General features: G+C 72.0%; 22 protein-coding genes and 1 pseudogene. 17 read left to right on the top strand and 6 right to left on the bottom strand.

What is annotated here, in order from left to right:
* Positions 1-33 precede the first annotated feature (33 nt).
* Positions 34-447: a DUF6153 family protein gene (locus A3IG_RS0117195; RefSeq protein ID WP_018384822.1), complete on the top strand. Its 414-nt coding sequence runs from the start codon at positions 34-36 to the stop codon at positions 445-447.
* A 151-nt stretch (positions 448-598) separates the two neighbouring features.
* Positions 599-1246, top strand: coding sequence for a DUF305 domain-containing protein (locus tag A3IG_RS0117190; RefSeq protein ID WP_018384821.1), 648 nt, complete (start codon positions 599-601; stop codon positions 1244-1246).
* On the opposite strand, the pseudogene A3IG_RS35980 reads toward A3IG_RS0117190, so the two are convergent.
* Positions 1159-1852 (bottom strand): annotated as a pseudogene (locus tag A3IG_RS35980) (ArsR/SmtB family transcription factor). The gene A3IG_RS0117190 and the pseudogene A3IG_RS35980 overlap by 88 nt on opposite strands.
* A 47-nt stretch (positions 1853-1899) precedes the next feature.
* Here A3IG_RS35980 and A3IG_RS0117185 point away from each other — a divergent pair.
* On the top strand, positions 1900-3474 hold the full coding sequence (locus A3IG_RS0117185) for an isocitrate lyase/PEP mutase family protein (protein ID WP_018384820.1): 1575 nt from the start codon (positions 1900-1902) through the stop codon (positions 3472-3474).
* A 47-nt stretch (positions 3475-3521) separates the two neighbouring features.
* Positions 3522-3821 (top strand): DUF305 domain-containing protein, encoded by a 300-nt coding sequence (locus A3IG_RS35975; protein ID WP_018384819.1) that lies wholly within the window; start codon positions 3522-3524, stop codon positions 3819-3821.
* Here the strand turns inward: A3IG_RS35975 and A3IG_RS31985 are convergent.
* Complete coding sequence (locus A3IG_RS31985; RefSeq protein WP_018384818.1) at positions 3814-4626, bottom strand: hypothetical protein; 813 nt, start codon at positions 4624-4626, stop codon at positions 3814-3816. The two genes, A3IG_RS35975 and A3IG_RS31985, sit on opposite strands and share 8 nt — an antisense overlap.
* A 407-nt stretch (positions 4627-5033) precedes the next feature.
* Between A3IG_RS31985 and A3IG_RS0117170 the strand changes: the two genes are divergently transcribed.
* From A3IG_RS0117170 to A3IG_RS0117130, 9 genes are all read left to right on the top strand, one after another.
* Complete coding sequence (locus A3IG_RS0117170) at positions 5034-6377, top strand: ABC transporter substrate-binding protein (protein WP_086019955.1); 1344 nt, start codon at positions 5034-5036, stop codon at positions 6375-6377.
* A complete protein-coding gene (locus A3IG_RS0117165; RefSeq protein WP_018384816.1) occupies positions 6374-7336 on the top strand; it encodes a carbohydrate ABC transporter permease in 963 nt (320 codons plus the stop codon). The genes A3IG_RS0117170 and A3IG_RS0117165 overlap by 4 nt, the downstream gene beginning before the upstream one ends.
* 12 nt (positions 7337-7348) lie before the next feature.
* The gene (locus A3IG_RS0117160) at positions 7349-8197 is read left to right on the top strand and encodes a carbohydrate ABC transporter permease (RefSeq protein WP_018384815.1); all 849 of its coding nucleotides are present in this window, start codon (positions 7349-7351) and stop codon (positions 8195-8197) included.
* A gap of 85 nt (positions 8198-8282) precedes the next feature.
* The gene (locus A3IG_RS0117155) at positions 8283-11495 is read left to right on the top strand and encodes a glycoside hydrolase family 38 N-terminal domain-containing protein (RefSeq protein WP_018384814.1); all 3213 of its coding nucleotides are present in this window, start codon (positions 8283-8285) and stop codon (positions 11493-11495) included.
* A gap of 73 nt (positions 11496-11568) precedes the next feature.
* On the top strand, positions 11569-13257 hold the full coding sequence (locus A3IG_RS0117150) for a class I mannose-6-phosphate isomerase (RefSeq protein ID WP_018384813.1): 1689 nt from the start codon (positions 11569-11571) through the stop codon (positions 13255-13257).
* Positions 13254-14105: an ROK family protein gene (locus A3IG_RS0117145; protein WP_018384812.1), complete on the top strand. Its 852-nt coding sequence runs from the start codon at positions 13254-13256 to the stop codon at positions 14103-14105. Before A3IG_RS0117150 ends, A3IG_RS0117145 begins: the two co-directional genes overlap by 4 nt.
* Before the next feature lie 11 nt (positions 14106-14116).
* The gene (locus A3IG_RS0117140) at positions 14117-15154 is read left to right on the top strand and encodes a LacI family DNA-binding transcriptional regulator (RefSeq protein ID WP_026220358.1); all 1038 of its coding nucleotides are present in this window, start codon (positions 14117-14119) and stop codon (positions 15152-15154) included.
* A 124-nt stretch (positions 15155-15278) separates the two neighbouring features.
* Positions 15279-15809, top strand: a complete 531-nt coding sequence (locus tag A3IG_RS0117135) for a TerD family protein (RefSeq protein WP_018384810.1) — start codon at positions 15279-15281, stop codon at positions 15807-15809.
* Positions 15810-16049: 240 nt separating this feature from the next.
* Positions 16050-16994, top strand: coding sequence for a GNAT family N-acetyltransferase (locus tag A3IG_RS0117130; protein ID WP_018384809.1), 945 nt, complete (start codon positions 16050-16052; stop codon positions 16992-16994).
* A 98-nt stretch (positions 16995-17092) separates the two neighbouring features.
* On the opposite strand, the gene A3IG_RS30110 is transcribed toward A3IG_RS0117130, so the two are convergent.
* Positions 17093-17608 (bottom strand): hypothetical protein, encoded by a 516-nt coding sequence (locus A3IG_RS30110; protein WP_018384808.1) that lies wholly within the window; start codon positions 17606-17608, stop codon positions 17093-17095.
* A 566-nt stretch (positions 17609-18174) separates the two neighbouring features.
* Here A3IG_RS30110 and A3IG_RS0117120 point away from each other — a divergent pair.
* Complete coding sequence (locus tag A3IG_RS0117120) at positions 18175-19182, top strand: hypothetical protein (protein ID WP_026220357.1); 1008 nt, start codon at positions 18175-18177, stop codon at positions 19180-19182.
* A 95-nt stretch (positions 19183-19277) separates the two neighbouring features.
* Here A3IG_RS0117120 and A3IG_RS0117115 read toward each other — a convergent pair whose 3' ends face one another.
* Together A3IG_RS0117115 and A3IG_RS0117105 are read right to left on the bottom strand one after the other, a co-directional pair.
* A complete protein-coding gene (locus A3IG_RS0117115) occupies positions 19278-20048 on the bottom strand; it encodes an SDR family NAD(P)-dependent oxidoreductase (RefSeq protein ID WP_018384806.1) in 771 nt (256 codons plus the stop codon).
* Between the two features lie 816 nt (positions 20049-20864).
* On the bottom strand, positions 20865-22142 hold the full coding sequence (locus A3IG_RS0117105; RefSeq protein ID WP_018384804.1) for a PucR family transcriptional regulator: 1278 nt from the start codon (positions 22140-22142) through the stop codon (positions 20865-20867).
* Between the two features lie 130 nt (positions 22143-22272).
* Between A3IG_RS0117105 and A3IG_RS0117095 the strand changes: the two genes are divergently transcribed.
* The 3 genes from A3IG_RS0117095 (at position 22273) to A3IG_RS0117085 (ending at position 25117) form a co-directional block, all read left to right on the top strand.
* On the top strand, positions 22273-23223 hold the full coding sequence (locus A3IG_RS0117095; protein WP_018384802.1) for a proline dehydrogenase family protein: 951 nt from the start codon (positions 22273-22275) through the stop codon (positions 23221-23223).
* A gap of 151 nt (positions 23224-23374) precedes the next feature.
* On the top strand, positions 23375-24280 hold the full coding sequence (locus A3IG_RS0117090) for an amidohydrolase family protein (protein WP_018384801.1): 906 nt from the start codon (positions 23375-23377) through the stop codon (positions 24278-24280).
* 171 nt (positions 24281-24451) lie between these two features.
* Positions 24452-25117, top strand: a complete 666-nt coding sequence (locus tag A3IG_RS0117085) for a formylglycine-generating enzyme family protein (RefSeq protein WP_018384800.1) — start codon at positions 24452-24454, stop codon at positions 25115-25117.
* A 65-nt stretch (positions 25118-25182) separates the two neighbouring features.
* Here the strand turns inward: A3IG_RS0117085 and A3IG_RS0117080 are convergent, their stop codons facing one another.
* Positions 25183-25866 carry a maleylpyruvate isomerase N-terminal domain-containing protein gene (locus A3IG_RS0117080; RefSeq protein ID WP_026220353.1) on the bottom strand — a complete coding sequence of 228 codons (684 nt, stop codon included), beginning with the start codon at positions 25864-25866 and terminating at the stop codon, positions 25183-25185.
* Positions 25867-25944 lie beyond the last annotated feature (78 nt).

Below are 25944 nucleotides of genomic sequence, written 5' to 3'. Positions count from 1 at the left end.
CGGCGGGGATGCGGACACCCCTAGGATGGCGGCGTGACCGGCCGACCACCACAGGTGAACGGGCGCCCCGGGGCGCCCGGGGTCCTGGTGTCGCTGGTCCTGGTGCTGCTGGCCGGACTCGTGGGGATGCACGGGCTCGCACCCGGTGCAGCGGGGCTCGGCGGCGGGATGGCGCGGCACGCCACGGCGACGGCGCACGCGGACGACGACGTGGCCCACGTGCACCGGGCCGGGGCCAGTTGCTCCCACGACACCGGAGGTCACCCGCACCACGCGGACGCGACCTGCGCCGCCAGCGGCCTCGGTGCGGCCCCGGCCGTGCCGGACCTCGCCCCGGCGCCGTTCGACCCCGCCGCGGTCGCCGTGCCCGCCGGGTGGCCGGCCGTACCCCACGCCGCCGTTCGGGCACCGCCCGATCTGGCGCAACTGCAACTCCTGCGGATCTAGAGGCACCCGCACGCCTGCCTCCGGTCGTCACCGGGGCGGGCCGTGCTCCGAGCTGCCTTCGACCATGCGTGCCCGTCCGGTGTAGACGCGCGTTCGCGCCAACGCCGGGGGCACCGACGTGCACCGCTGTGCACCCAGGAGTTGCCACACCATGACCACACACCGTTCCCGGGTTCGCCGGGCCGCCCTCGCCATCGCCCTCGCCGCTGCCTCCGTGGTGCTCGCCGCCTGTGGCGGGGACGAGGACGAGGCATCCGGAACACCCTCCAACACCGCGGGTCGTTCGGCCTCGCAGGCCGTGGACGACGCCCACAACGCCCAGGACGTGCAGTTCGCGCAGGGCATGATCCCGCACCACCGGCAGGCGGTGGACATGGCCGACCTCGCCCCCGGCCGGGCCGCGTCCAAGGAGGTCAAGGACCTCGCCGAGCAGATCAAGAAGGCGCAGGACCCGGAGATCACCACCATGTCCGGGTGGTTGACGAGCTGGGGCGAGGAGGTCCCGCAGGACCCGGCGGACGCCGGGGGGGAGGGCTCCCACGGGATGGACCACTCCGGTCACGACAGCATGCCGGGGATGATGAGCGACAAGGAGATGGGCGAGCTGGAGAAGCTGTCCGGTGAGGCGTTCGACGCCGCTTTCCTGCGAATGATGGTCGAACACCACGAGGGCGCCGTGGACATGGCCACCACCGAACGGTCCGAGGGCGCCTACCAGCCCGCCAAGGACCTCGCCAAGGCCATCGTCACCGCGCAGACCGACGAGATCGCCGTCATGAACGACCTGCTGGACGGGTAGGTCGCTGGTGTCCTCCGGTGGGCCGTCGCGCGTGCGGCCCGCCGGAGGCGACGCGGTGACGTCACCGTGCCTGGCCGTCCCCGGCCCGCTCCTCTGCAGTGCGGTTGAGGAGCGCGGGACGCGGGTCGGTTCTTTCGACCTCGCGCGGCCCGGCCCTCCGGGGTGACGGCGAGCCCGGAGACGGTGGCGACCAGGCCCCGGGTGACCATCGCGTCGGCCAGGGCCACGCCCAGCCGCCCCGCCAGGTGGTCGTCACGGGTGCGGGCGTGTGCTTCGGCGCTGAACCGGACCGACTCGCGCAGACTCCGTGGGTGCGGGGTCCGCGGGGCGTACGGGGCGAGGGCTTCGACCAGGGCGGCCACCTCCGGTCCGGCCAGCCGGACGTAGCGGTGCCGGGCCCTGGCGTTCTTCGGTCAGCGGTCCGCCGGCGACGAGCCGGGAGAGCTGCTCGCTGGCGGTCGAGGGCCGCACCCCCGCGTGCCGAGCGAGCTCGCCCGCCGTCCAGACGCGGCCGTCGAGCAGCGCCTGACAGAAGGCGGCCCGGGTGCGGTCGGCGAACAGGCCGGCGGGCTCCGCGAGTGGAGTCTTGACGCCATGATGGCGCAGGGACGGTTCGGGGGATACCGAACCGTTCCGGCCCTAGCGTCGGGACCATGGCGCACACGATGCACGAGTTGACCCACCATGCGGATATCGCGGCGGCGCTCGCCGACCCGGCGCTCGTCCCGGAGCTGCCGTCGGCTGCGGACGGTGGTCCGGCCGGGGCCAGCGTCGCGTGGCTGCGCGCCACCGTGGCCCGGTTCAGCTCCGGTGAGTCCCACCGGCGGCGGCGGGCCCTGGTGGAGGCGGAACTGGCCCGGCTGGAGCCCGCCGCACTCCGGCGGGCGGTCGCGGCAGGACCCGAGGGGGAGGTCCGGGTACGGGTGGTGCGTGCCCTTGCCGAGGCTCTGGGGATGCCGGAGCCCGGGGCGGTCGCTGAGGGGGTGACCGTGGTCGCCGGGGCGTATTTCGGAGCCGGAGCCGCAGCGGTGGACGCAGCCGCGGACGAGGCGGTGGCCCGGCTGGTGGCGCTGCTGGTGCCAGGAGCCACGGACGAAGCCGCCCTGGAGACTGCCGCCAACCGCATCGGGCTGCTGGTGCAGGCCTGCGCGGCGACGGCTGCGCTGGTGGAGGCCGCGGCTGGAAGCGACGCGCCGCTGGCCCGGGTGCTCCGGGAGGCTCCGCCGGTGGCGGCCATGCGTCGGGTGGCCGCCCGTGCCACCCGGGTCGCCGGGCGAGAGATCGCCGAGGGTGATGTGGTGCTCCTGGACCTCTCGACCGCCAACCGTGCGCACCCCGTGCCCCTCACCTTCGGTGCGCCGCCGCGGGTGTGCCCCGGTCGGGCCCACGCCCTCGCCATGGCCGACGGTCTGCTCCGGCGCCCGCGGACCGCCTTCGCCCGGCTGCATGACCAGACCGCCCCGCTGCTGCTGCCCAACGCCTGGGACCACGCCTCCGCGGCCATGCTGGTGGCGCGGGGTTTCCAAGCGGTCGGCACCACGAGTCTCGGCGTGGCGGCGGCTGCCGGACTGCCGGACGGGGCGGCGGCGACCGTCGAGGAGACCCTGGCTCTGGCCCGCCGGCTGGGACGGGGCTCCTTCCTGTTCACCGTGGACGTCGAAGGCGGTTTCAGTGATGACCCAGAGGAGGTGGCCGAGCTGGCTGGAAGGCTGTACGACGTGGGCGCCGCGGGGATCAACCTCGAGGACGGGCGGCCCGACGGCACCCTCGCCCCAGTGGAGCTGCACGCCTCGAAGATTGCCGCGGTCAGGTCCGCGGTGCCCGCGTTGTTCGTGAACGCCCGCACCGACACCCACTGGCTCGGACGCCAGGAGGAGGAGACCGAGACACGCCTCGCGGTGTACGAACAGGCCGGCGCCCACGGGGTGTTCGTGCCGGGGCTGTCCGATCCGGAGCAGATCGCCGCCCTGACCGCGACCCTCACCGTGCCGCTGAACATCCTGTACACGCCGACCGGACCCACCCTCGCCGACCTGGCCGCGCTGGGCGTGCGCAGGATCAGCCTGGGCTCTCTGCTCTACCGCAACGCCCTGGCGGCGGCCGTGACCACTGCGACCGCCGTCCGCGACGGCCTACCGGTGGAGGGTGCGACCCTGTCCTACGCGGAGGTACAGGCGTTGGGGGTGCCTGCTGGGACTCCGCGGAGGGCGCTACGGCGGGACTCCTGACCGGGGGCGTGAGCAGTAGGCCTCATCGGCCCGGCCCCGGGCGGTCGGTGAACCAGCCGGGGGGCAGCCGCGTCCGGGTCCACGGCGAGATCCCAGAAGGGGCCGCCTGTGGCGGGGACGAGGACGAGGCGTCCGACACGCCGTCCAACGCCGCGGGTCGTTCGGCCTCGCGGGCCGTGGACGACGCCCACAACGCTCAGGACGTGCAGTTCGCGCAGGGGATGATCCCGCACCACCGGCAGGCGGTGGACATGGCCGACCTCGCCCCCGGGGCCGTCGCGCGTGCGGCCCGCCGGAGGCGACGCGGTGACGTCACCGTGCCTGGCCGTCCCCGGTCCGCTACTTGAGCTTCGAGATGTCCAGTACCTCGTTGTCCGGCGGCGGCTGGATGCTCACCGGCTCGTTGTGGTCGGAGACGACCACCACGGAGGAGTGCGTGGGATACGTGCTGTCCATGCGGAGCAGGTTGACCTTGCCCGTGGTGGAGACGTAAAGGGTTCCGCTCTTCTTGCCGTGGGTGTAGGGCAGCGTGATGGCCGGCACGCCGTTGACCTTGGTGGCCTTGCCCTTGGTGAACCTGGCCTCGAGCTCGTTCGATGTCATGAGGGTCGCCTGTTTCCTCAGCTCACACGACTTAGTCAGTTGCCCCCACTGCGGGTCGTCCGTTGGGACGAGCACGTAGCGGTCACCGATGAGCTCCTGGGTGACCCTCGCCTTCGGCCCCCAGATCCGCTTCCACATCGCGTAGTTGGGTTTCACCCAGAACTGGTCTCCCTTCAGCAGCCACCTCACCTCCATGTCCCCTATGACCTCGGTGGCCCGGCAGTTGCCCCTGTCGTCCAGGGTGATGTCCATGTATGCGTCTGGTGCCTTGGTGACCTGACGCACGGACGACGCGTTCCGGTAGGAACGGATCGCCGTCTCGGCGATCTGTTGGGCGGGCAGCTCCGCCACGCCGTTGGGCTTCGGCTGTTCCTTGGTCGGGGTGGGCGAAGGGGTCGGCCGGTCCCGCTGACTGGAGGGGACTGACGCCCGCTTGCCGGAGGTGTCCGAGGCCCGCTCCTCGGAGGTGTCCTCACCTCCGCATCCCACCGCTGCGGCTAACACGGCAAACAGCGCCGATGTCACGGCCAGGCTCCGTCTGATGACCATGGTGATGTGTTTCCTCGCCTTCCCTGCCTCGGGCCCGACCGGAGGCGGGGTGCCGGTCCGGAGGGGCGTGAGCGGTAGACGTTATCGGCCCGGGGCGGGTCCGTGGGTGAACCAGCCGGGGCCACGGTGGGGTCCTGGAGGGGAACGGCTCGAACGTCGGCCGCGGCCCGCGTGTCGCCGGGGTGGGGCGTGGACGCCGTGCGGAAGGTGTCCGAAAGTGACGCCCTGGGCCGGCCGTTTCCCGAGGGGCCAGCCGTCTCCGTGAGAGGTCCCCTGCGGGCAGCCCGAAAACGCCCGTGGCCTGCGGCGACCGACTGCGACGCGGATCACGATTGGTTGCTTCCGGACCCTTGACTTTCGGATGAGCGCGGGTGGAAGCTCCCTGGCGTGTGTTAACGATAACATGCATGAGCTCAAAGGGAGCCGCCCTCATGCCAGGTCGTCGCCACCCACCAGAATCCGTCTCACTCCCGACGCCGAGGTCCCCCCTCACCCGTCGTTCCCTGCTGTTCGCCGCCGGGGCCGGGGCACTCGCCACCGCCTGTGGAACAGCCGCCGGACAGCCGCCCGGGAAGGTCGGCGTCCACGGTGACAACTCCTCCTGGGAACCGCCGTTGGCCGCCGCCGGGAAGGCGATGAAGTCCGTCGCCGGCGTCCAGTTGGTCCCCGAGGTGATCCCCTCGCTGGAGTCGTTCGAGCAGATCGTGAAGTCGTCGCTGCGCACCAGCAAGACGCCCGACATGCTCAAGTACTGGTCCGGGTACCGGCTCCAGGACCTCGCCAGGACCGGTGGCATCACGGAGATGACCGGGTACTGGAAGCGGGCGGAGGACCGGGGCTGGGTCGATCCCGCGATGCGCGGCGCCTTCACCTATCGGGGCAAGGTCTACGGCCTGCCGATGAACCTGGCCTACTGGGTGTTCTTCTACAACACCGAGGTCTTCGCCGAGCACGGCCTGCGGGCACCCACGACCTGGGACCAGTTCCTCGCCGCGTGCGAGCGGCTGAAGGGCAACGGCGTCGTTCCACTGCACGGCACGGCCGACGGTCGGTGGCCCTCGTTCATCTGGTTCATGGAGGTCCTCAGCCGGCAGGACCCCACGTTCTACGACGACCTGATGAACGGCAGGGAGCGGTACACCGACCCGCGGGCCGAAGAGGCACTGCGCACCATCGTGACGTTCTTCGACAACGACTGGTTCACCGCGATGGACATGAACCACGCCGACGCGGCGGCCGGCGTCGTGCACGGCAAGGTCGGCATGATGCCCGGCGGCACGTTCTTCACCCCCAACTTCGTCGCTGCCGGCGGCAAACCCGGCGGGAACATCGACGCCTTCATCCTGCCCATGGCCAACCCCGCGGCACGCCCCTGCATGATCTTCGAGTCCAGCGCGCTGGTCACCACCAACAAGGGACAGGACCACACCGAGGCCCTCGAGGCCGCCGGGGCGTGGACCCACCCCGAGGTGATGCGGGCTTTCGCCCACACCCTCCAGGACGGCTGCCCCAACCCCACGGTGGAACCCGCCAACCCCATGCTCGCCGGCCTGGCCAGCAGGGTGCGCAGGGACAACCTCACCCTGCTCAACAGGTTCTGGGAACTGGGCCCTCCCGAACTGGTCGAGGCCACGGTCGACGACCTGGCCGGCTTCCTGCTCAACCCGTCCTCGTACCGCAAGGTGCTGCGGACCATGCAGGACCGGGCGGACGAGTCATGGAAGGTCTGGCGGGAGGCGGAGAAGGTATGAGCGGCACGGTCAGCAGCGCGGGACCGGTGCGCACACCGCGCCGGATACCCACCCGGACACCGCACCAGGCGGTCCGTGCCGGGAACAGCGCCAAGAAGTACGGCGGCTCGCTCGCCGGCATCCCGTGGGCGACGCCCGCCCTGGGCCTCGTCGGCGTCCTCCTGGTCTACCCGTTCTTCCGCAGCGCCTACGGCAGTCTCTTCCAGGACAACGGCTTCACCAGCAGCTACACCGGGTTCGACAACTACAGCCGGCTCGCCGACGACCCGATCTTCGGACGTTCCGTCCTCAACACCCTGATGTGGGTGATCGGGACCCTGCTGCTCCCCGTGCTCGCCGGACTGCTGATCGCCGTGGCCACCCACCGGGTGCGCCTGGGCGGGTGGGCCCAGTTGGTGATCGTCCTGCCCTACGCCATCTCCGGTACCGCCACCGCCGTCCTGTGGAACTTCATGCTCACCTCCGACGGCGCCGTCAACCAGGTGCTGCGCGGGGTGGGCCTGGACTCCCTGGCCCGTCCCTGGCTGCTGGAGTGGCCGGAGAACACCATCTCGATGATCGTCGCCAGTACCTGGCAGGCCACCGGGCTCAACGTGGTGCTCTTCGCCATCGGGCTGCGGGCGATCCCCCGGGAGACCGTCGAGGCCGCCGAACTCGACGGCGCCACCGGCTGGCGGATGTTCCGCTACGTCACCCTCCCGCAACTGCGGGCCGTGACGGTGGTGGTGGTCGGCATGGCCATCGTCAACAGCCTCAAGGCGTTCGACATGATCTGGATCCTCACCAAGGGCGGCCCGTCCAGGTCCTCGGAGACCCTCGCCCTGACCATGTACCGCGAGACCTTCCGGCTGTTCCACGTCGGCTACGGCTCCGCCATCGCCCTCGTCCTTTCCGTCATCGTCGTGGCCTCCTCCTGGCTCTATCTGCGTCGCCAGATGCCCAGCTCGGGCCGGGACTGAGAGGAGCACCCCATGAGACAAGCGCCGAAGGCGCCGTCGAGGTCCTCCGCCGGCCACGCCCTGCGGAACCTGTTCATCGTCGGCTGCGTCCTGCTCTGGCTGGTACCGGTGTACCTGCTGTTGGTCAACGCCATGACGCCGCCGACCTCGTACACGGGGGAACCCGACTGGTCCCCCCAGGGGTTCGCCCTGTTCGACAACCTCGAGGTCGCCTGGGACCAGGCCGGCATCGGCGACAGCTTCCTGAACTCGATGCTCTACGCGACGGTCTGCGGGCTCGCAGCCGTGGTGGTCGCGGCGATGGCCGCGTTCGCCGTGGTGGTGCTCCCGATCCCCAAGCCGTCCCTGTGGTTCTGGGTGATCTACTCCGGGACGCTGTTCCCGCTCCAGATCTTCCTGGCGCCGCTCTTCGGGATGTACGCCGACGCCAACCTGTACGACACCCGGCTCGGACTGATGCTCGTCTACGCCGCCTGGGCGGTCCCGTTCGCGTTCTTCCTCATCCGCAACCAGATGACCACGATGCCCCCGGAGGTCACCGAGGCGGCGATGCTGGACGGCGCCTCGTTCCGCCGGATCTTCTGGCGCATCCACGTGCCGTTGATGAGCTCCAGCCTCGGTGCCGCGTTCATCTTCCAGTTCACGGCCGTCTGGAACGACCTGCTCTTCGGCATCACCCTGAGCCGCAGCCCCGAGGTCCAGCCGGTGATGGCGGCCCTGACCACCCTCAACAACGCGTACAGCTCCTCGGGGCCGCCGGTCATCCTGGCCGGTGCGCTGATCGTGTCACTGCCGACCCTGCTGGTGTTCCTGGTCTTCCGCGGCCTGTTCCTGCGGGGGATCGCGGCGACCGCCCGCTGACCGCGCCCCGGGCCCGGCGCCGCCCGCACCACCGACGTTCCGCACGACCGCACAACCACCCACCCCTCGAAGTGGAGACCCCCCGATGACAACCCGTGCCCTCGTCCGCACGACAGACTGGGACAACGACCGCATACGTCAGAGCCTGCGCGGCTCCGTGGTCACCGCGGAGGGCAGTCTCGACGGCCGTGCCCTGCGGTTCACCGAGGAGCCGCTGATGCGCCGCGCGACCGGCGGGGGGCTGCTCCAGTCGCTGCGGGTGGAGACGGCCGACGGCTCCGCGCTGCCGGAGGCGTTCACCGTGCGCACCGACTCCGGTGCCGCCCTGCCCGTGGAGCCGGTACCCGGCCCCAACGGCTCGGTGCGGCTGCTGCTGCCCGCCGTGGACACCCCCCGGCGGGTCGTGGTCGGCCTGCCCGGCGGGACGGGGGACGGCGGGGACGGCGACGGGGGCGTCACCGTCCCCCTCACCCCGCAACGGCAGTGGACCATCCACCTGGTGCACCACTCGCACCTGGACATCGGCTACACCGACCCGCAGGGCCGGGTCCTCGCCGAGCACCTGTCCTTCCTCGACTCCTGCCTGGAGCTCACCCGCGCCACCGACGACTGGCCCGCCGAGTCACGGTTCCGCTGGTGCGTGGAGTCCCTGTGGTCGTTCCAGCAGTGGGCCGACGCCAGGCCCGTGGAACAGGTCGAGGAGTTCGTGCGGCGGGTCCGCGAGGGACGCATCGAGCTGACCGCGATGCCGTTCAACCTGCACACCGAGACCTGCTCCACCGACGAGCTGCACGAACTGCTGCGCCTCGCCGACGACGTGCGCGGCAGGTACGGCGTCACCTTCACCTCGGCGATGCAGACCGACGTCCCCGGCTCGGTCGTCGGCCTGGTGGACGCGCTCGCCGCCGCCGGGGTGAAGTACCTGTCCGTGGCGCACAACTGGGCCGGCCGCTCGGTGCCGCACCTGGTCGGCGGGGAGAAACTGCCGCGCCTGTTCCGCTGGCGCGCCCCCAGCGGCAACAGCCTGCTGGTCTGGGTGACCGACACCCCGCACGGCCTGGCCTACATGGAAGGGCCGCTGCTCGGCTTCGACACCGACTACGGAAGCGTGGACGACCTGCTGCCGGCCTACCTGACGTCGCTGGCCACCAACCCCTACCCGTACCAGGGCGGGGTCTTCGGCTGGGCCATGGACAAGGCCGAGGTGGAACGCGAACCCTACCCGTGGGACGTGCTCCACCTGCGGGTGCAGGGCAAGTTCGGGGACAACGCCCCGCCCCGACGGATCATCGCCGACACCGTGCGCCGGTGGAACGAGACCTGGGCCTACCCGCAGCTACGGCTGTCCCGCAACGAGGACTTCTTCGCCGACGCCGAGTCCCGGCTCGGCGACCAGATCCGCACCTTCGACGGCGACTGGACCGACTGGTGGGTGGACGGCGTGGGCTCCGGCGCCCAGCCGATGTCCCTGGCCCGCACCGCCCAGTCGGTGGTCGCCGACGCCCAGACCCTCGGCACCTTCGCCGGTGTCCTCGGCGCGCCCGGCGCCGCCGACGACACCCGGGACGCGAACGGGGTCTACGAGGCGGTCTCGCTGTTCGACGAGCACACCTGGGGCGCGGGCGACCCGTGGACCCACGGCCATGACCACGCCCACTCCGGCGAGCACCAGTGGCACTGGAAGTACGGCCAGGCGATGCGCGGCCACGACGACGCGCAGTCCCTGCTCAACCGGGCCACGGCCAGGCTCGGCCAGCGACTGCCCCGCCAGGCCGGGACCGCCGCCTCCTACCACGTGGTCAACACCTGCTCCTGGCCGCGCACCGACGTGGCGGAGGTGTTCCTCCCGGAGAGCAGCGTCCCGTTGGAGCAGCCGGTCGCGGTCCACGACGCGCGCACCGGGCGTCGCCTGGACCACGAGGAGCGTCCGCAGGTCAACCCCGACCACCGGGACGCCGGGCGCTTCCTGCGCGTGCGGGTGGACGACGTGCCGGCGGCCGGCTCGGTGCGCCTGGACGTCGTCGCGGACACGGAGCCCGCGACCGGACCGGCCGAGGACACCGTGCTGAAGGCGGCCACCGGCTGGAACCCGACCGGCGGCACCGGGCAGGGCGACCCGGCCCGGCTCGCCGCCGAGGCCCACGCGCACCCCGACCCGACGCTGCTGGAGAACGAGCACCTGGTGGTGCGCGTGGACCTCGCCAGGGCCTGCGTCGCCTCCATCGTGGACAGGGCCACCGGTCGGGAACTGGTGGGGCAGGACGCCGTCGCCGGCTTCAACGGGTACATCCACGACAGCTACACCACCGCCGGGGCCTTCAACCACAACTCCAGCCGCACCACCGCGTCGGACCGCCTCGAACACCTCGGCGCCCGCGCCGTCGCCCCGCCCGCGGCGCTCGTCGCCCGCCGCTCCACGCCGACCGCGGAGATCCTCACCTACGAGACCCGGCCGGCCGGCGCCAACCGGCTGCGCACCACGCTGACCCTGCGGCACGGCGTGGCCCGCCTCGACATCGAGAACTGCCTGGACAAGGACGCCACCCTGGGCAAGGAGAGCGCCTACTTCGCCTTCCCGTTCGCCTTCGACGCCCCGACGGTGCGCATGGAGGCGTCCGGCGGCGTCACCGGCAGCGGCCTGCCGGTGGTCCCGGGCTCGGCGCTGCACATGCGGGCGGTGCGACGCTGGGTGACCCTGGAGCAGGACGACCTCACCGTCGCCTGGTCCACCCAGGACGCCCCGCTGGTGCAGTTCGGCAACATCGCGCTGCCGTACGCGCCGTTCCCCAAGACCCTGGAGGACGAGCCGGCGACGGTCTTCTCCTGGGTCCACAACAACCTGTGGGACACCAACTTCCCCAGCGAGCAGGGCTTCGAGCTGACGTTCAGGTACAGCGTGGCCTGCGCCCCGCGGGACGCCTCGGCGGGCCTCGGCGCCCGGACCTCCGCCGCCTGGAGCCGCCCGCTGCACGCGGTGCGGGCCCGGGGGGACGAGAGCCAGGACGCCCCGAGGACGCTGGCCTTCGTCGAGGTCGGCGACCCCAGGGTGCGGCTCGTCGGCGCCACCACGCCGGACGCGAACGGCGCGGTGCTGCTGCGGCTCCAGTCGTTCGCCGAGGAACCGGTGACCTGCCCGGTGCGGGCGCTGTTCCCGGTGACGACCGCCCACCGCAGCGACTACCTCGGCGCCACCGACAGGACCGGCGCCCCGGCCACCGAACTGCCCGTCACCGACGGGCGGCTGACCGTGGACGTCCCGGCGCTCGGCACCACCGCCGTGCTCCTGCGCCGCGACTGAACCGGCACCGGCCCCCACCGTCCGACCCCACCCCTACCCGCCCCCGTGACGACCGCGGGGCAAAGGAGATTCCGTGTACCGGCTCGACCCGCGCTACCCCCCGGCACCGCAGGCGACCCTGGTCGCCGGCTGGCAGCGCGTCGCCGCGCAGCTCCCCGATGGACCGGCGACCGTGGCAGTGGACGGTCCCCCGTCCGTCGACTGGGACCGGCTCGTCCGCGGCCTGCGGGACGAGCTGGCCGCCCGCGGCACGGCGGTGCGGGTGCTCGACGTCCGCGAGCACTACGCACCGCCGGCCGCGGTCACCGACCGCACCGTGGAGCCAGGGGCCGCCCCCGACCCCCACTACCACCGGCTCGCCGAGAACCCCCTCAGCGACCTCTTCGACCAGGTGCCGCGGGTCGAGCGGCCCACTGAGGGGCTGCTGCTGGCGTACGGCCCCGGCGCCGCCCTGGTCGCCCACGACCTGCTCTGGTACGCCGACCTGCCCAAGCGGTACGCCGAGGCCGCGGTGGGCGCGGGCACCGGCGTCAACCTCGGGCTGCCCGGCCAGCCGGGGGAGCTCAGGCGGCTGTTCTACGTGGACTGGCCGATGCTCGACCGGCACCGGGACGCGCTGGCCACCCGCATCGCCGGCTGGCTCGACGTCCAGGAGCCGGACCGCCCCGCCCTGCTGGACGGCGACGGGATGCGGGACACCCTCGCCGCGCTGGCCCGACGGCCGGTGCGGACCCGGCCGTACTTCAACTCGACCCCGTGGGGCGGGCACTGGGCACAGCGGGAGCTCGGGTTCAACCCCGGCGCGCGCAACACCGCGCTCGGCTACGAACTGATCGCCCCCGAGTCCGGCATCCTCGTGGGCCACGGACCGGAGGCCCAGGTCGAGGTGCCCTTCCAGTTGATGTGCGTGCTGTTCCCCGAGCAGGTGCTGGGAGAACGGGTGCACGCCACCTTCGGCTCGTCGTTCCCCATCCGCTTCGACTACCTCGACACCGTCGGCGGGGGCAACCTGTCGATCCACTGCCACCCACGGCAGGCGTACATGCGGGAGCGTTTCGGCTGGACCTACACCCAGGACGAGACGTACTACATGATGCGCGGCGGTGCGCGGACCACCGTCTACCTCGGACTGCGCCAGGACGCCGACGTGGACCGCTTCCGCAAGGAAGTGGAGGCGGCGGCCTCCGACGGGGTGCCCATGGAACCCGCCGACCACATCATGACCTTCCCCGGGGAACCCGGCCAGCTCTTCATGATCCCGGCGGGCACCCCGCACTCCAGCGGAGCCGGGAACCTGGTGCTGGAGATCAGCGCCACGCCCTACCTGTACAGCCTGCGCTTCTACGACTGGCTGCGGCCGGGCATCGACGGCACCCCCAGGCCTCTGCCGTACCAGCACGGCCTGGCCAACCTGGACGCCGAACGGCGCGGGGAGGCGGTGGAGCGGGACCTGGTCCAGCAGCCGCGGACCCTGCGCAGCGGCGACGGTTGGCGGGAGGAACTCCTCGGGGCGCTCGACGAGATGTTCTACGAGGTGCGGCGCTACGCTGTGGAGCCGAACGGTGTCGCAGAGGACGACACGGCAGGGCGCTTCCACGTGCTGAACGTGGTGGAGGGCGAGGGTGTGATCGTGCGGACGGCCGCCGGCGACCGGCACGAGCTGGCGTTCGCCGAGACCCTCACCGTGCCCGCCGCCGTCGGGCCCTACCAGATCCACGCCCCGGGCGGCCCGGTCAAGGTCGTGAAGGCGCTCGTCAGATGATCCCGGTTCTCGAGATCGGCGGCACCCACGTCACTGCCGCCTGGACGGACGCGGCGGCCACACGGGTGGGCGGACGGGTCCGCCGGTCGCTGGACGCGCAGGGCAGCGCCGAGGAGATCCTGGGCGCCATCGTCGGCTGCGCGCGGACGCTGCCGGTGCCCCCGGGAGCCCCCTGGGCGGTGGCCGTCCCCGGTCCCTTCGACTACGACCGGGGGGTCGCGCTCTTCGAGGGAGTCGGCAAGTTCGACAGCCTCCGCGGGACGGACGTCCGGGCGGCACTCCGCGCCAGGCTGCCCCAGCGGCCCGGCCGGGTGGTGTTCCGCAACGACGCGCACGCCTTCCTCGCCGGGGAGTGGCACGCGGGAGCCGCCCGCGGCCACCGGCGTTGCGTCGGCATCACCCTGGGCACCGGGGTGGGGTCGGCGTTCCTGGCCGACGGGCGGGCGTGCCGGGACGGCGTCGGGGTCCCCCCGCAGGGCCGGATCGACCTGGTGCGCGTGGGCGGGCGGCCGTTGGAGGACACCGTCTCCCGCCGGGCCATCCGGGCCGGCTACGGGGACCCGCACGCCGACGTGCGGGACATCGCGGAGCGGGCCAGGGCGGGGGACCCGCGGGCCCGTCAGGTGCTCGACCAGGCGTTCGGGGCTCTGGGGGAGGTGCTGGGGCCGTTCCTCGCGTCGTTCGGGGCCACCGTCCTGGTCGTGGGCGGCTCCATGGCCGCCTCCTGGGACGTGGTCGGCCCGGGCCTGCGCGGCGGGTTGGGCGACGCCCCCGTCGCGGTGCTGACCAGCGACCTCGCCGACGAGGCCGCTCTGATCGGCGCGGCCCTCGCCGTCGCCGGAGGGTGAGGAGGTCGGGTTTGGCGAAACCAGGAGCGTCCAGGGCCGGGCAGCCGACGCTGCGCGACGTGGCGGAACGCGCGGCGGTCAGTGCGATGACCGCCTCCCGTGCGCTGCGCGAGGACCCGAGGGTGCTGCCGGCGACCCGGGAACGGGTGTTGGCAGCGGTCGCCGAACTCGGCTACCGGCCGAACAAGGTCGCCCGCAGCCTGCGGCTCGGACACGGCACCGGCCTGGTCGGGGTGGTGGTCACCAACCTCGCGAACCCCTTCTACTCCCGGCTCGCCCTCGGCGTGGACTCGGTGGTCGGCCAGCAGGACCTGAAGACGGTGATAGGGAACACCGCCCAGGACCCCGACCGGGAGCGCAGCCTCGTCGCCGACCTGGTCGCCCGTCGGGTTGACGGGATCATCGCGGTGCCGGCCGGAGCCGACCAGCGCCACCTGGCCGCCGCCGCGGCCGAGGGCGTGCCGGTGGTGCTGGCCAGCCGCCCACCGGTCGGCTTCGACGCCGACTGCGTGCTGGTGGACGACTTCGGCGGGGCCCGGGCCGGCACCGAACGGCTGCTGGCCATGGGCCACCGCCGCATCGGCTTCCTCGGCTCCCCGCCCGCCGTCTACACCGGGACCGAGCGGCTGCGCGGCTACCGCGCGGCGCTGCGCGACGCGGACGTGCCGGTGGACGAGCGGTACGTCCGACAGGGGCAACGGGAGACCGCGGAGGCCGCGGCGGCGGCCGGTGAACTGCTGGCCCTGCCCGACCCGCCCACCGCGCTGTTCTGTTCCAACAACCGCAACACCATCGGGGCCTTCCGGGCGATCAGCGCCGCCGCCACCGACACCGCCCTGGCCGGCTTCGACGACTTCGAACTCGCGGACGCCCTGGGCCTTCCGCTGACCCTCGTCGCCTACGACCGCGACGAACTCGGCCGTGAGGCGGCCCGCCTCCTGCTGGACCGCATGCGGCACAGCAAGGGCACACCGGCCGCTCCCCGGCGCACGGTCGTGCCCACCACCCTGGTCGAGTACGGGGCCCGACACGTGGGTCCCGGGGCGTGACCCGGCGGACCTGTCCCTCGGCCGTGGGCGCAGGTGAAGGGCCGAGAACGGGTCCCTGGGATATGTTGGTTGAGCGACGTCACGCCGTTGGGAGAACGGTCGGTTCCGGGGAGGGGATGTTCCGTTGGGCGGACTCAACAAGGGACTCGGGAAGATCAAGGTGACGCTGAAGTGGGACCCCAGTGCCCTCGGCGAGCCGGACACCGACCTGGACCTCGTCGCCGGCACCTACCGGGCCGAGGCGCCGTTCGGTGCCCCCGCCTACCTGGTGCACTTCGACAGCCGTTCCCCGGACGGCACCATCATCCTCAACCGGGAGAGCCACACCGGCCAGGGGCTCGGTGCCGACGAGGACATGACCCTGGAGCTCGACCGGCTCGCCGACGAGTACGTGCGGGTCGTCGTCGGCGTGGCCATCCAGCAGCACGCGGGCCGCAAGACCTTCGGCGACATCGTCAACTGCGGCGCCAGGGTCCTCGACGGCTACACCGAACTGGCCAGTGTTGACTTCGGCGGGGTGCGGGACTGCACCGCGGCGACCGTGGCCGAGTTCTCCAGGACGGCCTCCGGGATCTGGACGTTCCACGCCCTGGTCCGCGGGTTCACCACCGACCCGTCGACCTTCTCCCTCACCATGGGCCAGCACTCCGCCTGACCACGCCGTGGCGAGCCGGTCCCGCACCCGCCCTGGGGAAAAGGGTTTGACCATGCGGTGCCGATCAGGTCATCCTTGCCCCTGCCTCCGCCGACAGGCCGGGGACCCACCAGGAACGCACGTACGGAGAGGAGGACGTAGCCCATGATCCGCATGATCATCGCGCTCGTGTCCTCCGGGGGAACGCACCTCGTCTGACCCCGGAACGGCCGGGCGCCCGCGCACAGGAGTGCCTAGACCGTGGAACAGAACGACCTGACCGTGCGTCCGCTCGCCGGACGCTCCGAACTCGACCTCTTCCTCACCCTCCCCTACGTCCGCAACGACGAACTGGCGACGGACCTCGACGAGGGACGCCGCCGGCCGGAGTGGATGTGGCTCGCCCTGCGGGGGGACCGCGTGCTGGCCAGGCTCGCCTGGTGGACCACTACGGGTGCGGACGAACCGAAGATGCTCGACATACTCGACGTCGACGACGACGCGCCAGCCGCAGAACGGGTGGACATCGGCGCGCGGCTGCTGCGCACAGCGATCGACGCGACCCTGCCGGCGGGGACGACCCCTCCGGAGTACATCCGCTTCGTTCCGGCCGACTGGCGCGACACCGCGGCGACCAGACAGGTCGTCGAGGACCGGATGGCGGTGCTGGAACGTGCCGGCGCCCGGCTCCTCGTGGAGCGGCTGTCCCTGGAGTGGCGCCCGGGAACCCCCGTACCGCCTCCGGCGGGACGCCTGGTGTTCCGGCAGGTCGAGGACACCGAGGAACTGCTCACCGCCATGACCCGCGTGGTGCACGGCACTCTCGACGCGCACGACGTCGCCGCCCTGACCCACATGTCCCCCCGCGAGGCGGCCGTCCAGCTCTACGAGGAGTACCTCAAGACCCTCCCCAGCCCCAGGGGGTGGTGGCGGCTCGCCGCACTGCCCGACGGTGAGCTGGTGGGATTCGTCCTCCCCGGCCGCAACGACTACAACGCGGTCATCAGCTACATCGGCGTGGTGCCGGAGCACCGTGGCCACGGGTACATCAACGACCTCCTCGCCGAGGGCACCCGCATCCTGGCCGAGCAGGGCGTGCCCCGCATCCGGGCGGCCACCGACCTGGGGAACGTCCCCATGGCCAACGCCTTCCGCCGAGCCGGGTACGTCAGCGAGCAGCACACCGTGAACATGGTCTGGGACTGATCGGGCGCCAGGGAAGCCGGGGCGGGGGTGACCCGCCCCGGCACCGGTCCCCGGTGTCATGTCCGGAACGTGTTGGCCGCCGCTCCGGCCGGCCGGGATCAGGGGGAGCAGAACTCGACGCTGTCCCCGTCGTCGGTGAGACTGAATCCGAGCTTCTCCGCGACCAGGGTCGTGCCGTCACTGAAGAACAGGGTGACGCGCGCGTCGTCGATGGTCCAGGTGTCGTTGCCGTTCGTCTTGATCCACATCCGCACCTTGAACCCGTCGCAGTTCGACTTGGTCGCACCGGGCGCCTCGACGACCAGGGGCACGATGTGGTGCGAGTCGTCGTTGTAGGTGGTCATGTCCTTGCCCGAGCTGTCCGCGTTGTTGATCGACGCCAGCAGGGTCCTGTCGTCACGGGTCTTGACGGTGATGTAGATGCCGGTGTCGTGGTCCTTGTTGTCCCCGTCGCCGGTCAGGGTGAACAGGTCGGCGCGGTACAGGGTCGGCTGCCTGTCCGTGCAGGGCCCTTCCTGGCAGCCGTCCTCGTTGACCCCCCTGGCGCGTTCGCCGAGCTGCTCCCGCTCGTCGGTGGGAGCCGGCGGTGGGTCCACATGCGACTGGTTGGTCATGGCGACATTCCTCTCGGGAGGCGTCTCAGGGGCTTGGCTGGTCGAGCGGTGCGTGTCCCCGCGGCACTCCTGCTCGCGGGCATTTCTCGCGTGCACGTGGTACGTCAATGGCGCCGCTTGATGACGCGTATTCACGCTGCCGGTTCCGCGGTGTCGTGCTCTTCGCGGTCACTCGGACGGATAAGGCGCGCGGTCGCGGTGATGAGCCGAAACGCGGGAGAATTTTCCCGCTGGTTGCGTTACTCATGGTCTGTGAGCGGTGAGGAGCTGTCAAGGTGCCGGATTGCGGTCTTTCAGGCACTCGCCGACAGAGCACCTCTTGTCCTTGAGTAAAGAGACGGATGTTATTGTCGAATAATCCGCTGATCTGTTTTTCTTCGACAGGTAAACGGCGGCCGAAACCCCACCCGCACTTCGCCGGACTGCCCGATCCGCAGATCCGACGCGGCGCCCCGGGGAAGGAGCACCTGGGGAAAGGAGCACCTGGGGAAAGGAGCACCTGGGGAAAGGGGCGCCGTCCCGCCGGGGAACGCCGCGCTGTCAGTGGGTTTCCCTACGCTGGCCCCATGTCTCGTACGACACCTCCTCGGCCGGTGGACATCGCCGCGGTCTTTCCGGAGCTCGCCCCGTTGGCCCGCACCGCGGTGCGGCTGCACCCGCGGCCCGGCACGCCCACCGCGCACGACAGTTCGATCGGCGGGCCCCTGCTGTGGCCGGAGGACGAGCCGTGGCCCAGGTGCGCCGAGCACGCCGGGCCCTGGCACGTCGGTTTCTCGCCGAGGGAGGTCAGGGCCCGGCGGAGCGCGTTGAGCGCCGGGTGGGCCAGGGCGCGGGACTGGCGCCTGTCCCTCACGCCGCAGGAGCGGGAGGCCGTCGATCGGGTCGGCCACACCGGTCGCCGGATCGCCCAGGACGGTCCGGTTCCCCTGCTCGGGGCCCTGCAACTGTTCGCCCGGGACCTCCCGCCCGGTGCCCCCGGGTGGCCGGGCCCGCGGGGGACCGACGTGCTCCAGGTCCTGTGGTGTCCGTTCATGCACGGCGACGGCGTGCCCGAGGCCCACCTGCGGTGGCGCGTCGCCGCGGAGGTCGGCCGGCCGCTGCCGCGGGCACCGGAGCCGGACGTCATCGAGGCCGGCGGTCACCTTCCCTCGCCGTGCGTCCTGCACCCCGAGAAGGTCACCGAGTACCCCGCCCCGCACGAGCTGCCACGCCCCCTCGTCCAGCGCGTCCACGCCTGGGAGGAGTCCAGCGGGCTCAGCTACCAGCTCGCGCTGTCGGTCGCCTGCGGCTGGAAGCTCGGCGGCTGGGGCCCGTGGAGCTTCTGCGATCCCTGGCCCATGGAGTGTCCGGACTGCGGCGGGCCGGTCCGCCCGCTGCTGACCGCGGCGAGCAGCGAGTGGGACGGGGAAGGGGACTGGTGCCCGGTGGAGGACAGCGCCGCCGAGGCCGCGCACCGGCCGGTCCACCCACCGCTGCACGAGCCCACGGAGATATCCATGGGGCGCGGCTACAACCTCCAGGTCCACGTCTGCGTCACGTCGGTGGACCACACCCCGCTGAGCGTCATGCAGTGATCCCCGCCGCCCCGTCCGCCCGTCCGCCCGTCCGCCGGTCCGCGAGCCGGGTGGGTGCCTGTCCGCGCGGGGCCGTGGCTCCTCCTGGTCACCGGCTACCGCGCGGTGTAGCCACCGTCGATCACCAGTTCACTTCCGGTGACGAACTTCGCCTCGTCGGAGGCGAGGTAGACGATCCCGGCGGCGATGTCCTCGGGCTCCCCGACGTGCCCGAGGGGGTGCAGGCCGTCGAGCACCCGGTGGAAGCCCTCCACCCCCTCGGACGAGTTCCTGGCCATCTCCTCGACCAGAGGCGTCCAGATGAACCCGGGATGGACCGAGTTGACCCGGATCTGGTCCTTGGCGTAGAGCAGCGCGTCGGTCTTGGACATCAGCCGCACCGCACCCTTGGAGGCGTGGTAGGGCGGGAGGTCCTCGGCGCCGATGATGCCGTAGATCGAGGAGAGGTTGACGATGGAACCTCCCCCCGCACGCCGCAGGTGGGGGATGGCGTGCTTGGTGCAGAGGAACACGCCCCGGACGTTGATATCGATGACGTGGTCCCACTCCTCGACGGTGATTTCGTCCGTGGGCTTGTCCACCCCGGAGATGCCGGCGTTGTTGACGAGCACGTCCAGCTTGCCGAAGGCCTCGACCACCTCGCCGATGACCTTCCGCACCGCCCCCTCGTCGGTCACGTCCATGGCCCAGAAGCGGGCCTTCCCCCCGGAGCCGCGTATCTCCTCGACGATCCGCTCCCCCTCGTCGGGCAGGAGGTCGGTGACCGCGACGGCTGCGCCCTCGCGGGCGAGCGCCCTGCTGGTGGCCGCGCCGATCCCGTGCGCCCCTCCGGTGACGAGTGCGACCTTCTCTGCGAGCCGTGGCATGGTTTCTCCACTTCTGCGTCGCCGGGGCCGCGGCCGGCCCACGGCTGTCGGGTGTGCGTGCCGGTGGTGGCCGGCTCCCGGACAGACCGGGGACGCCCCAGTGGGTACCCGGGGACGGCTGCCCCAATCGGGGGGCCGCCGCACGCGCGCACGGACCGGTGGGCCCCGCGGGGCGGTGTGGGGATCACGCGACCGCCGCATGCCGGGTCCGGGCCGGTGTGTTCTCGTTGACATGACGATCGTCGCTCAGAAGAATTCTCGGCAAGCGCGGAGGACCATTCTCGATCAGGTGCGAGATTGAGGTAGTAGTGCGCAGAAAAGAATTGATCGGAATTCTGGCTGGCATGTCATCCGTGTTGGCCCTGACTTCGACATCTCACGCGGTTGCCCAGCCGGGCGGCGATGTTTCCGTCACGGCTTCCCTGGCGGTCCGCAGCCCCTACGTGTCGCGGGGCGAGGTCTGGGCGATGATGGAGTACGCCGGCAGGTTCAGGAAGATCTGTGTCGAACTCCAGGGGCAGACCCTGTCGGGGTGGGTGTCACTGAAGGGCTACTGCACGGACCCCCGCAACACGGGCGGCAATATCGCTGTGACCGTGGCGTGCCCGACACGCGGTGCGTTCAGAACCTGGACAGTGGGCTATCCCAATTCGGGTGGGTCCCGGGTCAAGGCGTCATCCGGCGTGTACCTCGAGTGCTGACCGGCCACTGGGAGGTCTGACGGCCGCCGCTTCTGACCATGCCCGCTGCGGAACGTGGCCATGGTCAACGGGATCGCGGATCCTCCAATCCACTGTCAGTGGAACGCTCTCATCGTCAGCGAAGTTGCGGATCATGGAGGCGGTGGAGCCGCCGGGCCTTCAGCGTGAGGTGCAGCAGCAGGCGGTCCTCACCGCGGTCCAGGTCGAGGCCGGTGAGCTGTTCGACCCGGGAGAGCCGGTAGTAGAGGGTCTGGCGGTGGATGCTCAGGGCCTCGGCTGACTGTTGCGCGTGGCCCGCGTGGTCCAGGTAGACCTCCACGGTGCGGGCCAGCACCGTGTGCGCGGGAGACAGCAGCGGGGCCACGGCCGGGTCCAGGGCCGCCTCGGGTGACAGCTCGGAGAGCGGGCGGTAGGGGCCGAGGGCGTCCCAGGTCGCCACGGGTGCCCGTGCCGGGTCGCCCGCGGCGCAGGCAGCGGCGGTCCTGGCCTGCCGCAGGGCGACCCGGGCGTGGGGCAGGTGGTGCCACACGTCGCTGACCCCGGCGACCGGCGGGTGTCCCCCTCCGTCCCCACGCCCGAGGAGCTCCACCAGGCGCCCGGCGGTGCCGACCGCCTGGCGGGCGTCCCCGGCGAGCCGCGACGGCACCAGAAGAACCGTTTCGGTCCACTCTGCCGGCGCCAGGTCCGCGCGGGCTCCGTCCTGGGCCGCGGCCGTCGGGGGGCCGCCCTCTTCGGGCTCCTCCGCGGCCGGGGCCGCCGGCGCCGCCGGGGGGTTCCACACCACCGGACGGCCGGGCAGCGCGCGCACCCCGTGCGGCGGCCCGTCCCACGAGGCGGCGGCGCGGACCGAGACCACCGCGTACGGGGCGCCCTCGGGCAGTCGCAGCTCGGCGGCGAGCACCGCGGCGGCGGCCACCCGCTCCGCCGCCGCCCCGGTGAGCAGCCGCCCCAGCTCGGTGCCGAGCACCGAACCGGTGTGGGCCTCCCCGGCCATCAGCGCCCCGGCCCGGGCCGCGATCGCCATCCCGGCCCGCAGCACGCCCTCGTTCCAGCCGGGGCCCTGAGGGTCGTGGTCGAGCAACCACAGGTACCCGTAGGTCACCCCGTCGTGCCGCGCCGGGAGGCAGAGCCGTCCCAGCACGCCGGTCTCCGGCCACGGCGGGATGCGCACCGGCCCCGTCGCGCGGCCGATGCCGAACTGTTCGAACCAGCTCCGCACCCCGGCGGTGGACCGCCGGCTGAGGATCGACCGGGCCCGCACCGGGTCCGGCTCACCCTCATGGGCGCAGAAGGCCAACAGGGTGAAGTCGCGGTCCTCGAGCGTCGCCGGAGCCCCCAGCAGCCCCGCCGCCTCTTCCACCAGGTCCTGGTAGTCGCCGTGCACGTCGTTCACCCCGTCTCGTCGTTCATACAGTCGCACAAGTCGGCTGCCTGAAGGACGTGACGCTTGTCCATGGAGGGACATTCCGCCCGCAGCCTACGGTCGAGGAACACCCTTCTGGTCCCGTCCACCGGAGGCCCCGTTGCTCAGCTCCATCCTGCTGTCCGCCTCACGCAGTGCCCGTCTGCGCCAGATCGTCGCGACGACCCGGTGCACCCGTCCCGTGGTGGACCGGTTCGTGGCCGGGGAGGACCTGGGGGACGCCCTGGGCACCGTCCGCGAACTGACCGCCGCAGGGCTCACCGTCACCCTGGACTACCTCGGCGAGGACGTCACCGACCGGGCGGGGGCGACCGCGGTGCGCGACGCCTACCTGCGCCTGCTGGACATGCTCGGACCCGAGGGCCTGGGCACCGGGGCCGAGGTGTCGGTGAAGCTCTCCGCCTTCGGCCAGGCCCTGGAGAAGGACGGGCACGACGTGGCGCTGGCCAACGTGCGCCAGGTCTGCCAGGCCGCCGACGTCGCCGGGACCACGGTCACCCTGGACATGGAGGACCACACCACCGTGGACTCCACCCTCGCCATCCTGGACGACCTCCGCAAGGAGCACCCCGCGACCGGGGCGGTGCTCCAGTCCTACCTGTACCGGACGGAGGAGGACTGCCACCGCCTCGCCGTTCCCGGGTCCCGGGTCCGACTGGTCAAGGGGGCCTACCGGGAACCGAGCTCGGTCGCGTACCAGGACAAGCACCAGGTGGACCTCGCCTACGTGCGCTGCCTGCGCGTCCTGATGGCCGGTGGCGGCTACCCGATGATCGGTTCCCACGATCCCCGGCTCATCCGGATCGCCCAGGACCTCGCCTCCCGCTACGGCAGGGCCGCCGGCGAGTACGAGTTCCAGATGTTGTACGGCATCCGCACCGACGAGCAGCACCGGCTCGTCGAGCAGGGGGAAAGGGTGCGCGTCTACACCCCCTACGGCTCCGACTGGTACGGGTACTTCATGCGCCGGCTGGCCGAGCGCCCGGCGAACCTCGCCTTCTTCCTCCGCTCCTTCGTCCCGTCCGGGCCCCGGCTCCTCACCCGTCACTGACCGACCCGGGCTCGACCCTCCCCGCGCCACCCGTGGATACGCTGGGGCACTGACCCGTACCCGTGTGCGACCGCTGCCCGGGTTCGGAGAGCCAGCAGCGCGAGCCGCTGGTGCTGGCCAGCGGTGGACCCGTGGACGTCAGGGAGGGCACGTGGAGGAGGACCTGCCGGCCGGAGCGGAGGCCGACGTGGTGACCCGGTTCTGGACCGACCTGGGGCTGCCGGGGCTGGTGGACGTGCACACGCACTTCATGCCGGACCGGGTGATGGCCAAGGTGCGGGCGTACTTCGCGGCGGGAGGACCGCTGGTCGGCCGGAGCTGGCCCCTGGTCTACCGCCCGGAGCAGGACCGGGGACTCGCCACCCTGCGGGTGTTCGGAGTCCGTGCCTTCACCTCGCTGGTCTACCCGCACAAACCGGGCATGGCCCGGTGGTTGAACACCTGGGCGGCGGACTTCGCCGCACGCACGCCCGACTGCCTGCACACCGCGACGTTCTTCCCGGAGGACGGGGCGGCGGACTACGTGCGGGAGGCGGTGGAGGCGGGCGCCCGGGTGTTCAAGTGCCACGTCCAGGTCGGCGGCTACGACCCCAACGACGCCCGGCTCGACCCGGTCTGGGGGCTGCTCGCCGAGACGGGGACCCCCGTCGTCACCCACTGCGGTTCCGGCCCGGTGCCGGGCAAGCACACCGGCCCCGAGCCCGTCGCCCGCCTGCTCCACCGGCACCCACGCCTGCGCCTGGTCATCGCCCACCTGGGCATGCCCGAGTACCGCGACTTCTTCGACCTGGCCTGCCGCTTCGCACGCGTGCACCTGGACACCACCATGGCCTTCACCGACCACAGCAGGGAGCTGGCGCCGTTCCCCACCGCGGAGCGTCCCCGTCTGACGGACCTGGGGGACCGCATCCTGTTCGGCAGCGACTTCCCCAACATCCCGCACGGCTACGCCCACGCCCTGCGGGGACTCGCCGACCTCGACCTCGGCGACGACTGGCTCCGCGGCGTCTGCCACCACAACGCCGCCCGCCTCTTCGCGCTCCCACCACGGAAGTGAGGTCCGACCCCCGTCCGCGTTCCCGAGGTCCGTCCGCGTTCCCGAGGTCCGTTCGGGACGCCGGCGACCAGCGGGCCGCGTCGAACGCGGCCGGGCTCCGCTGGCGCGTCCCGGTGCGACCAGGCCAGGCCCTAGGATCACCTGCTCATGGACGCTGGCGCAGGAATCACGATGATTGCCGTCCCACCGGGCCAGGTGACCCTTTCGGACCGGCGGACAGAACGCCGTTGGTCGGTTGAGCTCGCGCCCTACCAACTGGCGGCGTACCAGGTCACCCAGGCGCTGTACGCACAGGTCACCGGGGAGTGGCCGGGAACCTCCGAGGGGGACGAGTCGCCCGTCGAGGGGGTTTCCTGGTGGGACGCGGTCCGGTTCTGCAACGCCCTGTCGCGGCGCGACGGATTCGTACCCGCCTACCACTTCGACGCCGGGGGCGTGGGCATCGAGTGGGACACCTCTGCCGACGGGTACCGGCTGCCGACCGAGGCCGAGTGGGAACACGCCTGCCGGGCCGGGATGAGCGGACCGCGTTACGGGCCGCTCGACGAGATCGCCTGGTACCGCGGCAACTCGCACGAACGAGTCCACGACGTGGGCGGCAAGCGGCCCAACCCGTGGGGCCTGTACGACATGCTCGGTAACGTGTGGGAGTGGTGCTGGGACGTCTACGACGCCGAGGTCTACGGCACCTACCGGGTGCTGCGCGGCGGTGGCTGGTTCGACGAGCACTGGAGCTGTCGGGCCTCCGTGCGCCGCCGTAGCCATCCGACCTTCCAGGTGGACGACGTGGGCTTCCGCATCGCACGGTCCGTCGGGGCTGACCGTCACCCCGCGTGATCACCTGGGGCGTGGCGGCCCGGGTTCCGCGCGGCAGGCGGTCGGTGCCGGGGCCCGCGCGGTGGTCAGCCCAACGTGATCCATCGCATGCCGAGCTGCTCGACCTGGGCGGTCTCCGTCGCGTCGAGTGCCGCGCGACCGGTGACCTTGGCCAGGAGGGTCGGTACGTCCCAGCCCAGTTCCCGCGCCCCGTCCAACCGACCCGGTCCGAGCAGCAGTTCCAGCACCGCCGCACCGGCCTCCGTGGTCAGCCACGGTTCGCGTCCCAGTGCGTCCGCCAGGTCCAGGCCGTGAACCGCGGCCTCCACCACTCTGGTGAGCAGGAACTCCGAGAGCAGCATCGCGTCGCCGTGACGCGTGCGCACCACACGGTCCTCAGCCTCGGCCCGGCACATCTGATCCACCTGCTGCCACGTCGCGGCGAAGTCCTCGGCGAGGGCGGCACCGCTGGCGTGTCCGGCCGCGTGGTCCTGGGCCAGGCCGATGCGGGCAGCGTTGGTCCGCGGGCTGAACCGGTCGTCGGGCCGGTAGTACTCCGCCGCACCGACCTCGGCCCTGTCCGGAGCGGGACCGTCCAGCATCCGCGGCAACCACGCGATCCCCACGCGGACGTGCCCCACCAGGTCGCGAACCGACCAGGGCTCACACCGCGTCGGACGATCCCACTCGGCCTCGGACAGCCCCGCAACCGCCCGGGAGAGCTCCCCGGCCTCGAGACGGAACGCTTCCAGCACGCGGCGTTGCTCCATGCCGATCAAGCTATCAACGGGTGGGGCGGGGCCGGAGCGGATCTCCCCGTGAGGGAGATCACCTCGGGGGCACCGGGG

The sequence above is a fragment of the Wenjunlia vitaminophila DSM 41686 genome, assembly GCF_000380165.1.
In the GTDB taxonomy this organism is placed as follows: Bacteria; Actinomycetota; Actinomycetes; order Streptomycetales; family Streptomycetaceae; genus Wenjunlia; species Wenjunlia vitaminophila.
The sequence above is the reverse complement of the archived record's forward strand: the minus strand, read 5'-3'. Positions and strand labels throughout refer to the sequence as shown.

What these genes read in the sequence shown, in the direction of transcription:
- A3IG_RS0117115 (WP_018384806.1), bottom strand. Translation starts at nt 20,048, where the DNA reads ATGCCACGGCTCGCAGAGAAGGTCGCACTCGTCACCGGAGGGGCGCAC.
- A3IG_RS0117170 (WP_086019955.1), top strand. Translation starts at nt 5,034, where the DNA reads ATGAGCTCAAAGGGAGCCGCCCTCATGCCAGGTCGTCGCCACCCACCA.
- A3IG_RS0117185 (WP_018384820.1), top strand. Translation starts at nt 1,900, where the DNA reads ATGGCGCACACGATGCACGAGTTGACCCACCATGCGGATATCGCGGCG.
- A3IG_RS31985 (WP_018384818.1), bottom strand. Translation starts at nt 4,626, where the DNA reads ATGGTCATCAGACGGAGCCTGGCCGTGACATCGGCGCTGTTTGCCGTG.
- A3IG_RS30110 (WP_018384808.1), bottom strand. Translation starts at nt 17,608, where the DNA reads ATGACCAACCAGTCGCATGTGGACCCACCGCCGGCTCCCACCGACGAG.
- A3IG_RS0117160 (WP_018384815.1), top strand. Translation starts at nt 7,349, where the DNA reads ATGAGACAAGCGCCGAAGGCGCCGTCGAGGTCCTCCGCCGGCCACGCC.
- A3IG_RS0117190 (WP_018384821.1), top strand. Translation starts at nt 599, where the DNA reads ATGACCACACACCGTTCCCGGGTTCGCCGGGCCGCCCTCGCCATCGCC.
- A3IG_RS0117165 (WP_018384816.1), top strand. Translation starts at nt 6,374, where the DNA reads ATGAGCGGCACGGTCAGCAGCGCGGGACCGGTGCGCACACCGCGCCGG.
- A3IG_RS0117080 (WP_026220353.1), bottom strand. Translation starts at nt 25,866, where the DNA reads ATGGAGCAACGCCGCGTGCTGGAAGCGTTCCGTCTCGAGGCCGGGGAG.
- A3IG_RS0117155 (WP_018384814.1), top strand. Translation starts at nt 8,283, where the DNA reads ATGACAACCCGTGCCCTCGTCCGCACGACAGACTGGGACAACGACCGC.
- A3IG_RS0117085 (WP_018384800.1), top strand. Translation starts at nt 24,452, where the DNA reads ATGATTGCCGTCCCACCGGGCCAGGTGACCCTTTCGGACCGGCGGACA.
- A3IG_RS0117145 (WP_018384812.1), top strand. Translation starts at nt 13,254, where the DNA reads ATGATCCCGGTTCTCGAGATCGGCGGCACCCACGTCACTGCCGCCTGG.
- A3IG_RS0117120 (WP_026220357.1), top strand. Translation starts at nt 18,175, where the DNA reads ATGTCTCGTACGACACCTCCTCGGCCGGTGGACATCGCCGCGGTCTTT.